The organism is Nostoc sp. CALU 1950 (genome assembly GCF_051172895.1).
In the GTDB taxonomy this organism is placed as follows: domain Bacteria; phylum Cyanobacteriota; class Cyanobacteriia; order Cyanobacteriales; family Nostocaceae; genus Nostoc; species Nostoc edaphicum_A.
The window spans coordinates 21,956-34,350 of the sequence record NZ_JBDNJQ010000043.1 but is presented as its reverse complement, the minus strand read 5'-3'; the positions used below and the strand labels follow the sequence as shown (position 1 = coordinate 34,350).

At 42.8% G+C, this 12,395-nt stretch carries 9 protein-coding genes and 1 pseudogene; 3 read left to right on the top strand and 7 right to left on the bottom strand.

The features are described from left to right. Positions 1-125: 125 nt before the first annotated feature. The 4 genes from ABF638_RS14235 to ABF638_RS14220 form a co-directional block, all read right to left on the bottom strand. On the bottom strand, positions 126-332 hold the full coding sequence (locus ABF638_RS14235; protein WP_069070599.1) for a hypothetical protein: 207 nt from the start codon (positions 330-332) through the stop codon (positions 126-128). A 567-nt stretch (positions 333-899) separates the two neighbouring features. Continuing rightward, complete coding sequence (locus tag ABF638_RS14230) at positions 900-1,502, bottom strand: superoxide dismutase (protein ID WP_420761297.1); 603 nt, start codon at positions 1,500-1,502, stop codon at positions 900-902. A gap of 497 nt (positions 1,503-1,999) precedes the next feature. Next, positions 2,000-3,604 (bottom strand): bifunctional pantoate--beta-alanine ligase/(d)CMP kinase, encoded by a 1,605-nt coding sequence (locus ABF638_RS14225; RefSeq protein ID WP_435023305.1) that lies wholly within the window; start codon positions 3,602-3,604, stop codon positions 2,000-2,002. Between the two features lie 189 nt (positions 3,605-3,793). Beyond that, positions 3,794-4,897, bottom strand: coding sequence for a septal ring lytic transglycosylase RlpA family protein (locus ABF638_RS14220; RefSeq protein ID WP_435023304.1), 1,104 nt, complete (start codon positions 4,895-4,897; stop codon positions 3,794-3,796). 900 nt (positions 4,898-5,797) lie between these two features. Between ABF638_RS14220 and glsA the strand changes: the two genes are divergently transcribed. Then, positions 5,798-6,760, top strand: coding sequence for a glutaminase A (glsA, locus tag ABF638_RS14215; RefSeq protein ID WP_435023303.1), 963 nt, complete (start codon positions 5,798-5,800; stop codon positions 6,758-6,760). An 88-nt stretch (positions 6,761-6,848) separates the two neighbouring features. On the opposite strand, the gene ABF638_RS14210 is transcribed toward glsA, so the two are convergent. Continuing rightward, positions 6,849-7,664, bottom strand: coding sequence for a DUF1838 domain-containing protein (locus ABF638_RS14210; RefSeq protein ID WP_435023302.1), 816 nt, complete (start codon positions 7,662-7,664; stop codon positions 6,849-6,851). A gap of 75 nt (positions 7,665-7,739) precedes the next feature. On the opposite strand from ABF638_RS14210, the gene ABF638_RS14205 reads away from it, so the two are divergent. After that, positions 7,740-8,027, top strand: a complete 288-nt coding sequence (locus tag ABF638_RS14205) for a hypothetical protein (RefSeq protein ID WP_435023301.1) — start codon at positions 7,740-7,742, stop codon at positions 8,025-8,027. An 812-nt stretch (positions 8,028-8,839) separates the two neighbouring features. Further along, positions 8,840-9,186 (top strand): annotated as a pseudogene (locus ABF638_RS14200) (IS982 family transposase); the annotation flags it as partial. Between the two features lie 281 nt (positions 9,187-9,467). Here ABF638_RS14200 and ABF638_RS14195 read toward each other — a convergent pair. Beyond that, positions 9,468-10,649, bottom strand: a complete 1,182-nt coding sequence (locus tag ABF638_RS14195; RefSeq protein WP_435023300.1) for a hypothetical protein — start codon at positions 10,647-10,649, stop codon at positions 9,468-9,470. Positions 10,650-10,753: 104 nt separating this feature from the next. After that, on the bottom strand, positions 10,754-12,328 hold the full coding sequence (locus tag ABF638_RS14190) for a hypothetical protein (protein WP_435023299.1): 1,575 nt from the start codon (positions 12,326-12,328) through the stop codon (positions 10,754-10,756). Positions 12,329-12,395 lie beyond the last annotated feature (67 nt).

Sequence of the window (12,395 nt, the reverse complement as noted above, 5' to 3'; positions counted from 1 at the left end):
CCTTTTTAAGGGGGGCTAGGGAGGATCTAATTCTATGCAGCTTCATACAAAATTGGTATTAGGAGTTAAAAGTGAGGAGTTAGGAGTTAGGAAAACTCACAACTCACAACTCATAACTCCTCACTTTAAAATACCTCATCTTCAATACCGCGCCACCATTCCCCCAAATTCATCAAGTCTTGGTAAATATCTTCTAATTCTTTGGTGTAAACATCGTTTGTAAGGGTGGCTCGACGCTCTTGCAATTTCTTGAGGCGCAGTTGTACCAATACCCAAGGTTTAGAGATGCTATTCGTTGCTTCGATGTATTGCGCTAGTTCTTTGCTATCCATATTATCCATATATTTTATAAGAAGAATTCAGAACTCAGGAGTCAGAATTCAGTATGAATTCTGTACGAGTGGGTCGAAAAAAATTAGAATATTCTCGCCTTAAAACTCCATCCATAAAGGGATAGAGTATTCTGAATTCTGAATTCTGTATTCTGACTCCTGTTTTATTTTCATGTCACAACGAGGATTGGGGATTAAGTAAGAAAGATTTTCATGTGTTTTTTCATGTGTTTTGATGTACACAGTTCATAATCGCTACTTTTTAAGATAAAGGAGGATAAGGGATAAATTTTCTGCTCCCCCATCTCTCCTATCCTCTCAACGCCCAACCAAAAACAGCCACGATACTGGTACTTTGTCAAGCTAGTTTTCAGGGTTTGTAGCAAGCACTTTAGTGCTTAGAAAATAAGGACTAAAGTCCTTACTACGAACTTGCTTACCCATCAATTTAAACTTGACACACTACTGTCGTGACTGCTGACAAGGGTGTTAACTGATTATTTCTACTTTACATATCTGGCACAAGCCACGTAGCCGTATCGCAGCCAGGTCAAAACTGGCAATTAATTAAGCTTTAGCCAAGTTTTCAGCAGCAAAGTCCCAGTTGACCAAGTTTTCTAAGAAATTCTTGATGAACGCCGGACGGGCATTTCTATAGTCAATGTAGTAGGCGTGTTCCCAAACATCTAAGGTTAGGAGTGCCTTCTTACCATGAGCTAGAGGGTTTTCTGCATTGGGTGTTTTGATCACCTTCAGCGTACCACCATCATCGATGAGCCAAGACCATCCACTGCCAAATTGAGTTGCAGCCGCGTTAGAGAATTCTTCCTTGAATTTATCAAAGCTACCAAAATCTTTATCGATTTTGGCTGCGAGATCACCTGTGGGTGCGCCACCACCTTTTGGTTTCAAGGAATTCCAGAAGAAGGTGTGGTTCCAAACTTGGGCAGCATTGTTGAAGATTCCCGCTTTAGAGGAGTCTTGGAAGGAAGTTTTGATCACCTCTTCCAGAGACTTATCAGCAAGTTCTGTACCTTCAGTGAGCTTGTTGAGGTTGTCTACGTAAGCTTTGTGATGCTTGCCATAATGGTACTCGAAAGTTTCAGCTTTCATGCCATAAGGCTCTAAAGCATTAATGTCGAAGGGTAGTGGGGGCTGTACAAATGCCATGTGTCAAATCCTCTCTTTACCGGTTTCCAGTTAAAAGCTATTGCAGAAGCTTGGGAAATTAACAGCTTTTATTTTTGGTGGTTTTATGTCTTTAATGATGGAACATAAAACTTAACAACGTCATTCTACTACCAAAGTGAATACGAAAACAAAGTACTTCGGTGATAAGTCAAATCGCTAGGAATTCATGACTATAAATAAAAATGGCTAATATTTCATAGAAAAAAGCCAATTTAATTAGCATTTAGCAATTCAAGCTTTCATACTTCCACCTTTAGTAGGATTAATTGCGATGTGAAAAATCAGTCGTAAGCGAGATGAGTTAGTTATTTGAATAAATATAAAATCTATAATACAAATCTTGCATTTACAAGAAACATAGCCAATAGTCAAATTATCGATTTTGTTTTAAAATGCAGTTCTGAGGATGGTAAGTGAATAATCACTCACCCACCACCCTTTGAGACTAAAACACTAACCGCAAATAGCGGTCATTACTACTGAGATAAATGCTGCTGGTAATAATTAACGATTTGTGCTGTGACTTCAAAGGTGTTCAAACCGTCGGTTACAACTTCGATCGCATCGGCTGCTTTTTGCAAAGGAGAAACTTTGCGTGTACTATCTTTCCAGTCACGTTCGGCAATGTCGTGTTCCAGCTGCTCTAAACTCACTTCAGGCTGACCTTGTTTGTGAAAGTCTTGCTGGCGGCGACGGGCGCGTTCACTGACAGAAGCGGTTAAGAAGATTTTCACTTCGGCATCGGGGAAAACGTGAGTACCGATATCCCGACCTTCAGCTACTAAACCACCTCTTTTACCCCAGTTTTGCTGCTGTTTAACCAGTGCTTGACGGACAGCGCTTTGTGCCGCGATCGCAGATACAAGAGAAGTGACTTCAATGGTGCGAATTGCCTGGGTAACATCAGTACCGTCAATCCAAACCCGCACAGAAGATTCTAAATCCTGGTTAGGAGTAAGTTCGATTTTACACTGGTTAGTTAATTCAGCGATCGCACACTCATCATCAATCGCAATCCCCTTTTGCAATACTAACCAAGTGACAGCACGGTACATTGCTCCTGTATCTAAATACACTAAACCCAGGTTTGCTGCCACTTGCCGCGCCACAGTGGATTTCCCAGCCCCAGCTGGGCCATCAATGGCGATAATGGGTTGACGATCGCGCAATATGATATTGTCAATCAAACGTGTAGACCCAAGACGAGCTGCGATCGCCAACATTCCTTCCTCCTCAACTTTTTCTAAAGACATCAACGTAGTCGGTTCAACCAATTCAATATATTCCACTGAGAGCGTGCTGACCATTGCCACTTCTTGCTGTACCACTGCTATCAACTTGTCGCGATTGCGATCGCCCGCAATGAATGCGGCTTCAGCCCGTCGCAAGCCGCGATATAATACCGCTGCTTCCTCTTTTGCCGTTGCAGTCAAATATTGATTACGAGAACTGAAGGCAAGACCCGACCCTTCCCGCACTGTTGGACAAGCAACAATTTCTACTGGCAAATTTAAATCAGCTACTAAGCGTTTAATAATTGCCAATTGCTGACCATCCTTTTGACCAAAGTAGGCACGGTCAGGCTGTACCAAGTTGAAAAGTTTGGTCACAATCGTAGCGACACCTTGAAAGTGACCTTGCCGAGAACGACCACACAAGCCTGTTATCATAGCAGATGGGGGGATAACTTGTGTAACTTTTGATTCTTGTATACTCTTCTGGGGAACTGCCATATCTTCCGGAGTCGGTGCGAAAATGACATCTACCCCAGCTTGTTCGCAAAGTTGTTGGTCTTGCTCTAAAGTGCGGGGGTAGCGTTGAAAATCCTCATTGGGAGCAAATTGCAGAGGATTGACGAAAATACTCACAATCACCGTAGAATTTTCTTGCCGCGCCCGTTGGATTAAGCTTAAATGACCTTGATGTAAATTCCCCATCGTTGGCACCAGACCGACTGCCGTCTGATACCAGCCAGTCATCTCATCTAGTCTCAGATCCTCAGTAACCGCAATCAGCTTGTTTTCTGAGTAGCGTTTAGTTAAATAGCAGCGTAAAGCTGCGACTGTTGTCAGCAGGCGCACAAAAATACCCCTAGTTCTTATCGATCCCTCCCCCGTTAGTTTATATCTGAAACCGAGGGAAGAGATGATTGAACTAGGGGAATTAAGTGATACGGAACTTGAATTGGGCATTGGGCATTGGGCATTGGTAAAATCTATCTCTACTCCCTATTGCCTATTGCCTATTGCCTATTGCCTATTGCCTAATAATTATTTTCCCAAGACTTCAACTTGTACTGGTGCTATGCCACTGCCCATCATTCCCAAAACTCGAGCCGCGCCAGTAGACACGTCAATGATTCGACCCCGAATGAATGGGCCTCGGTCATTAATCCGCAGCACTACAGAACGACCATTACGGGTGTTGGTTACACGGACTTTTGTACCAAAGGGTAAGCTGCGATGAGCGGCAGTCATTCCTTCAGGGTTAAATCTCTGACCGCTAGCAGTGCGATTACCAGCAAAGTCATAGCCATAAAAAGAAGCTATACCTCTCAAAGTGGATCGCACCGAGCCGACGGCAATCTGTTGAGGCTGCTTTGGCATTGATATTAGTTGACGCACTGGCATATTCGCAATCTCTTTTAGGGGAGATGCATTACCTAATAGCCTCCGCAGGCGATTGGTTGCTTGCAATGCATCTTGCGCCAGATTGTTGGTGCTATCTGCTAGTCGCGTACCTTCGTTGATTTCGACCAATTCTTCGCCATTAATTTTGATTACATAGCGATCGCCATTTTGTTGGGCTGGGGCGCTTTTGTTTTGCGCTTGATTGCCAGTAGATTTTTCCCCTGCTTTCCAGCTTACGGTAATCTTACTCCCGTCCACATTTTCCCGATTCAACTGGTTTATCTTAGCTGCTATGACACCAGCTATCTGAACCGGGTCATTGTCGGCGGAACTAATCTGATTACTCACATCTGTGACGTTGCCAGAATTCAGTGCATTTGATGAATTGCTAGCAATAAGGGCGTACTCTTGTACGCCCCTAGTATTTCCAATTTCACCAACTTTTTTCGTTTCAAGATTCGTATTTGATACAGAACTCAAAAAGGTTAGAACAGGTATATCTTTGATAAAAAGGGTTGCCGCCTTACGTCCTTTAATGTCGTGAGGATGAATTTCTGTAATCACAGCGTCCAAGGTTTGTTTCCCTGCTCTGGATTGGTACTCTCCCACCTTAACCACATCAGGGGCGGGTGATTTTTGCGATGCTAGCGCATTTCCCTTGGTGGTTTGAGTGCAACCGACTGAGGGCATTCCCAAAACAGTCAGAAACAGGGTAACAATAGTCCACAAATGTCTTTGATTCATGCGTCCGTTTTTGAAAGCGACTGTAAGAACTTAAAGTTTTATAACTTGTGGGATTTTTCACTAATGAAAGTGATTTCCCTTTTGAAAAACTCGAACTCGTTCCGTTTTCACTTTGTTATTCTTAACTGCAACAGACTAACACGAACCTTTTAGCTTGGGGATCAGGGTTTTAGCGTAACTATCGGCCCCTTTCTCAAATTCCAATTCCAATTTGAAGGGTGAAACCTTTCTCAAATGCGGACTTTGGCTATGTAACGTTTTTTTCGACAAGTCAAAATTTTCTTAAAAAAACTTTACGTTTATTTCACGCTAAAGTGACGATACCCCATTCACATCGGTTCTAAAGGCTCGTAACTCTTCGTGTATTTTATATCACATCTTTTTTGAAGATTTCCTATAAGAACATAATATAACTTTAATTAAATAGCATCGGCATAAATGCTTAAAATCATTTATTTAATGAAATAATTAGATTTAACTATGAATAAGTGGTGATATGAGTTACACCTGAAATAACTATGTAAATTAGTTTGAGTTTAATATCTTGTTTCCAAGTTTTTTCTACTTACATTAATCATCACTTTTATTCTCCATAACTAGACTTAGATTGGCAACAAATATTACTTCTATATCTAGTATTGCTGAGTATAAAAAAAAGGAGGATACTCAACTTAATATTTTTCAGGATTAATGACTCAAAAGTTAAGAAAACTTCGCGATCGCTTGGGCAAAAGATTTTGTGTGTATTAAAAAATACAGGCTATCTTTTTTGTCCTCAGTAATCTGCTCAAGTATGATTTTTGAGAGCAAGCTGTTTTTGACAAAATCTTTGTAACTCTAGGGATGTACAGCTGCACCCCTACTATATATAGTGAGTATTTTGGAAATGCTATCAGCCTAATGACAAATCAAGGAGATTTAGAAATAGAACCATCGCCATTATTAGCTGTTCTCAACGAGTTGCATTCCCAGTACAAGTCACTGCGGGAGGGTGCAGTAGCGAAATACATTCCCGAACTGGCAAAAGCAAACCCGGACTCGTTCAGCATTTGTATTGTGACAGTAGATGGTCAGGTTTACAACGTTGGGGACTACGAGCAACTTTTTACGATTCAGTCAATTTCCAAGGTGTTTGCTTATGGACTGGCCTTAGAAGATCATGGACGGGATTATGTTTTGACTAGAGTTGGCGTGGAACCGACAGGGGATGCATTCAACGCGATTATTTTGGATGAGCAATCGAAGCGACCTTATAATCCAATGGTAAATGCTGGAGCGATCGCAACCACTAGCTTAATTAAAGGTTCCGGCCCCACCGAACGCCTCAACCGAGTGCTAGATATGTTTCGGCGATATATTGGCCGGGACGTATTCGTTGACATTTCAGTTTTTACCTCAGAACGGAGTACAGGCCATCGGAACCGCGCAATGGCGCATCTAATGCTTAACTTTGGCATGATTGACCGGAACATAGAAGAGGCGCTGGATCTTTATTTTCAGCAGTGTGCTGTGATGGTGAATTGTCAAGACTTAGCAGTGATGGCGGCCACCCTTGCTAACAGAGGTATTAATCCCATCACCAAAGAACGGGCGGTAGATAAGCGTTACATCAAAGATATTCTAAGTGTTATGTATACCTGTGGGATGTATAACTTTGCAGGTGAGTGGGCTTACAAAATTGGGTTTCCGGCGAAAAGCGGTGTTACTGGCGGGATTATGGCAGTTGTACCCAATAAGATGGGCATTGGAGTTTTTTCGCCGTTGCTGGATGTGCGTGGTAACAGTGTCCGGGGGGTAAAAGTGTGTGAAGAACTTTCCCAACGGTTAGGTTTACATCTATTTGATTGTTCAGGTGAAGAGTGAATTGGGGATTGGGGATTGGGGATTGGGTTATTTCTCTAGTTGCCTTATCCGCTTGTCTCCAATCCCCAATTCAGCGATCGCCAAGAGTTTACAATTCTTCTGCTTGGGGAAGTGGGAAGATTTCACCAGCCAAGTAAGCTGGAAAATGCTTTTGGAAGTATAACCAGGAAGTCATATCTTCTCCATCTATCAATTCTTTTGGGGCCTGTTTATATAGAGGAATACGGTTATTAATTTCATCTTGCAGCAGTGGGGGTAGTTCTGTTAAACCATTGACTTTACTACCGACAGCACTATAGATCAGTTGACCGGGGCGATCGCCCATTTTCATCCAGGGAAGCCATTGACCAATCCGATCCCAACTCAGTTTGAGTTGAGAAACTGAGGAAAGGGCTGGGTTGAATAAATCTGCGGTTGGCACTGTTAATTTAAACAATTCCGCTGCCTGATAAATTGGATTAGGGCTGTATTCGGCAAATTTGCGCTCGTCTGCTAGGGGATTGGGGTAATAGGGAAATATATCAAAAACAAAGGTTGTGCTGTCACCATCTACTTGTGCGGGGAAATTTCCCTCAAACTTTCCCTGTACTGGATTATTGGCAACGTGAATCACCGGAACTGTCTCGCCTGTCCAAGGATTTTCCCATTTGGATAAGACTTCATCTGTTTTTGGGTTGAGGTAGTAAGTTAGTTCCCTGGAAGTAAAATCCCAGCTACCTTCGGCTGTGGGAATACATCTGCTAACGCTCAATCCCAGCATCTTAAACAGAAGTTGTCTTTTTTCGCCGGGGATAAAGGCATAAATTTTACCTTTCCAAATCAGGAAAGTCGATTCGCTAGGGTCGAGGGAAGAACGAGTTTTAACCCAGTGCTGCGCTTCAAGTTCTTGGATTTGGGCAACCATCTAAAGCATCCTTAGTATTTGGATAACAAAAGAATAAGCTATCAGGATTCAAGTTGCATCTTTAGGATTTAGGGAGTGGGGCGGGGCTTACCCCACCCTAACCCTCTCCTTGCAAAGGGGAGGGAACTGGATTTCTTTTTCCCCCCTTTTTGTAAGGTAGCAACTTTAAAAGAAATCGCCGCGCAGGGATGGAGTTTAAACCCTGGACGTTATGTGGGTGTTGCGGAACGAGTAGTGGATGATTTTGTTTTTGCTGAGAAGTTGGAAGAGTTGAATGAAGAATTGGAAGTTTTGAATCTGGAAGCGAGGGAATTAGAGGAGAGAATTGCTGAGAATGTAGGGAAATTGTTAGAACAAAGTTAATGCATCCCTTCTTTTAGCTGAGGTAATAGTTATGAATATCACTTAAACCAGAAATCGAGCAATTCATTCAAGCGCTTGCTCAAGAATTGGGTGTTGAAGATAAAAGAGCGATCGCCAGCGCTAGCCAGTTACCCTTATACCCAAAATAAAAACCCCCTGGAAGGATAACCAAAGGGTAAACAAATACTGAAGAATATTTAGTTAAAAATAGGGGTTTTATAAAAGTTACAGTTACCCCTACTTAGTCAGATGTGCAAAATAACCCCATCAGGACTCCGGTATCCGGTTAAGTTAACCCTTTGAATATCAGTTTGGCTATCATTTACCCCAGTTTGTTTGTTTTTGATTGTCCTAAAAGGCTGAAAGCCTTAAGGCGGCACCCGGATTTGAACCGGGGGTGGAGGTTTTGCAGACCTTGAATAATAACATTTTTACAAGCCTTCCAAACTTTTTTACAAGTTTTTACCCCACTTTTACCCCACAATGGTGTTTGGCAGACAAATGTATGGGAATAGGATATTTAAAGGATAAGCTATTGCACATCTAGGCATCAGCCAGATTCTAATTTTGCCAATCTCACCGCTATTTGGCGACAACTGATAGAAGAACTGTTGATACTTGTTTACCGATAGTATATGTATTGTTGTAATACAACGTGAGTTCGACAGGTAGAAAGAGGCAAAAAGCTTGCTAGATATCAAGCGCGAGAAACTGCGTAGGTCTAGGCGATCACTAAGATTGATTTAGAATCAGCAAAAAAGTCACAAAAAACACTGAGATTAAAAATAACAAAGGAAAGCTAAGTATTGGCGATGTCTACAATTGTATCTCGGCTTGACATTACACAAATATTCTGTGATGTAGATTAGATGACTTTTGTAAGCAGTGGGAAAACTTATGGCAGCAAATACCACAACTACCGACAACGACAGGAGAACGTCGCAGTAAGTCGCGGATGTGTATATCAGAAGTAATGACAATAGTTATAGCCTTTCATGGCAGTGGTTATCGAACCTTTAAGGAATTTTATACATTACACGTACTACCTAGTTGGCGAGAGGCGTTTCCTAACTTAGTCAGCTATACCAGATTTGTGGAATTGATGTCTTGGAGCTTAATGCTGTTGTGCTGTTTTCTGCATACAAGAACGGGAGAAATTTTAGCTGCCATTGGCACTCCTGCTCAACCTGCTAAAACTCGCGGTAAATCACCAGGTCGCGCCCAAGGGCATCAGCCATCTCCCCGTCCCCCATTATCCCACTGTCAAAAAACACCCATCTAAAAAACCTAAAACCGAAAAATCGCTTAAGAAAGTTGACCTAACTGCTGCTTAGTTTCTACTTCTTTTTCAACAATTCAACTTAACTCAGCCTCTAAAAGAAGTTGAGTAACTTTCTCTTGCCTTCTATTCATTGCTGCTAAATGCCAATTAGTCCAAACTCAAGTCTTTAAATCACCATCCACTATCGTAAACCCCCACTTGGGAAACTTCGCCAGCAACTTTTTAATCATAATTTGCAAAGCCGGATCATCCCAACACTCAAGCAAGTACTCAAACCCAGGATTCTGCCCAGAATTTTCCGCCACTTTGAGTTTTTGCATATGCTCCGGCCGCACTTTAGATCGAGTAACAATAGCCTCTTGCGACCATTTTTCAGTACTGAGGACAGCTGCGGTGGAACTTTCACCTTTATTATTTGCTTTGTCTTCATCACGAGAAACTGAGTTTTCAACCTTCAACTCAGCAGAGGGACGACTCGGTTCTATTTTTTGTTCTGCGATCGCAGAACTTGAAGAAAATTCATTTTCGCCAACAGGCGCGGCGGAACAATCACCTTTATTACGATCTTTAGGCTCAACACCACAATCCTGGTTTTTAGCCAACAAGGAAGCAGATTCACCCTGTACAGCATCCACAAGCGCCAGCGATGTACAGTCAGTTGCCGTGGGCAAGTCTTCCTCTTTCTCTGACACGCCTTCAAACAAATGAGGCGACGCGACCCCCAAGGGAGCGATCGCCGTCTGCTCCTCACGCGAAATTCGTGTAAGCGTGTCAGAGAAACACCTAACAATCTCTTTTGAAGAGATTGTTAGGTGTTCCTGAGCAGTTCGTGAGGGTTCCTGAAACTCTTGCTCTGACTGGGTTTTATCTGAGATAGACGCTATGTATAAACAACGCATTTCTTCAGAGCCAGCATTCATCTCTGTATTTTCAGCATTTGATTCTTGTTTTATAGAATTTGGTTCCTGATTTTCAGCATTAGGTTTCTCCCAGAACTCCTTCATTCTGCTACCGTGCAAATTCCTCACCATCCAGGCGACTGTTTCGCGTCCATCTTGTATCGATTTGTCCGGTTTGAAAATAAATAACCCACTCTCGAAAAGAATTTTCTTTGCAGATATAAAAGTACTGTAACTTAGAGCAGTGGACAAAGGCATCCACCGAGAACCGTAAGGATCTGCCGTCCAACATTCTTGCCATAATTGTGTCACAGAGGGTCTTTGCTGGGAAGCCCACAGCATATCTTCAATTGGGATAATCACATGAAGCCTCTTGTATGGGGATTGCGGTTTACTAGCAGCAGCCTTTTTGGACTTGGGTCTTGTAATAGTTGCAGTCATTCTACAATCTCCTGTTTATGTTGGCGCACGGAATTTTCCCTACAGCAATTGCAGGGTTTCGTTTGATATTTATTTGTCCAAAAAGTTATAAGTACACTGAAAACCTATTGAGGTTGCCAGAACCGCAATTCATCTCGAAAGTACCTCTCAGTCTTCTTTGAGCGCTCTTTCCAACAATCCCAAGCAACTACTACTTCTTCTTCCAGATCCTCTACAACTTCTCCTCTTTCGATATACAAAGTCCGGTAAGGATCGGTATGGGCAACGATAGAACCAAGTCCAATTGTGTCCGGTTGCGAGGATGCATTCTGGAGTGCAGTGATTAAATCAGTCTCCTGGTTGGTCAATTCTGCCCAGTAGCCTGATTTAATCACCTCATATTCTTGGGCCACTGCCCAGTAGTCCTGCCAAGTACATCCGGATTTTGCAAGTACCTGCCGAATATCACTAACCGCCTGGGGTAGTATTTGCAATTGTTCAGCGCGGTAAGCGATCGCTTGCGTTGTTGGCTCACTCCCCAGGATTATTGCAGCAGCTTCGAGCGCTTGGTTGTTATTCATGGCACTGGCGAGATTTTTCAATGCCATGCCCATCAGCCTCAGACATTCCTGGGTATTTTCTTTGGGTGGAACAACAGCTAGCGATCGCAAATCAATAGTTTTTTCTAGTGCAAGCTTCACCTGCTTATTCAACGCTTTGCTTGCCTGCTGCGTCATGGTATTCCCCCACTGCTCTTGAGGGCGTTCCTGTACGGCGTTTTCCAAATCTTGAATGCGCTGCTTGAGTTGTTGATTCTCAACCTCCAACTGCCGTAGCGATTCCATCTCATCCAATCGTTGCTGCAACTGAATATTCTTCTCCTTCTGCTGCTTGTACAGGTTTTGAAGGGATTGGATTTGTTCTTTAGCTTGTTCTTCTGCTCTGGTCGACGCTTCTGTTTGCAAGCTAATCCTCAATTCCTGGGAAAGTCGCTCTAACTCTTGCTGATGCTGTTTTTTAATTTGGGCAATTGCTTCAGTATATTCTGGTGGATAAGTCTGCTCTTTGGGGAATGGGACACTCGCAGCATCTAGCTCCCCATTATTGATCAGCAACCTCTCACCATCAGGGAAAGTGACAATCTGCTGCAAAACGTTTGGAGCGTCTGCTTCAATGGCTCCCGAATCCCCATAACGAGGATACGATTGTGATGAAACAGTGACAAAATTACACAATTGCGTTTGACTTTTTTCCTTTTTAGTAGTGCGTTTAGTTGTTGGTGCGACTTGCTGCACTGCTTTGGCGAAGTCTGCGGCAGTGGGAAAGGGTTTTTCTTGGGCTGCGATCGCAACAGCTTGTTGTAGCTTGTCGGGAGTTTTGACCAGCCGGAGTAGGGGGCGGGTTTGAGAAGGTTTAGTGATTTTATCCCTCAAATCTTCAGGTAAAGTTTCAACCACTCGCTTTGCTGCAAATAAATCTTTGACTTTGCGATATCCCCCGTGTTTGGTCAACTCACTTTCGCAATACTCTTCAAAGCTAATGTATGCACCATTTTTGTAATAACTGTTATCTCGCATCAGCCTCAATTCATCGGATACCTGCCACTCAAATCGGTCTATGGCGGCGAAGGTTTCCTGAATGCTTGTGTTGAGAACAGCGTAATCAAGTCCTGATGTTTCGGAGCGGTCTAGTATCAGCATATCTTTCACCCACTGATGCAAAAGACTTGTTACAAACTGGAAGAACAAAAACAAGAGGGGTTTTGAA

Excerpts from the sequence above, each read along its gene's own strand:
- ABF638_RS14230 (WP_420761297.1), bottom strand. The coding sequence starts at position 1,502 with ATGGCATTTGTACAGCCCCCACTACCCTTCGACATTAATGCTTTAGAG.
- ABF638_RS14235 (WP_069070599.1), bottom strand. The coding sequence starts at position 332 with ATGGATAGCAAAGAACTAGCGCAATACATCGAAGCAACGAATAGCATC.
- ABF638_RS14195 (WP_435023300.1), bottom strand. The coding sequence starts at position 10,649 with ATGACTGCAACTATTACAAGACCCAAGTCCAAAAAGGCTGCTGCTAGT.
- glsA (WP_435023303.1), top strand. The coding sequence starts at position 5,798 with ATGACAAATCAAGGAGATTTAGAAATAGAACCATCGCCATTATTAGCT.
- ABF638_RS14210 (WP_435023302.1), bottom strand. The coding sequence starts at position 7,664 with ATGGTTGCCCAAATCCAAGAACTTGAAGCGCAGCACTGGGTTAAAACT.
- ABF638_RS14220 (WP_435023304.1), bottom strand. The coding sequence starts at position 4,897 with ATGAATCAAAGACATTTGTGGACTATTGTTACCCTGTTTCTGACTGTT.
- ABF638_RS14190 (WP_435023299.1), bottom strand. The coding sequence starts at position 12,328 with ATGCTGATACTAGACCGCTCCGAAACATCAGGACTTGATTACGCTGTT.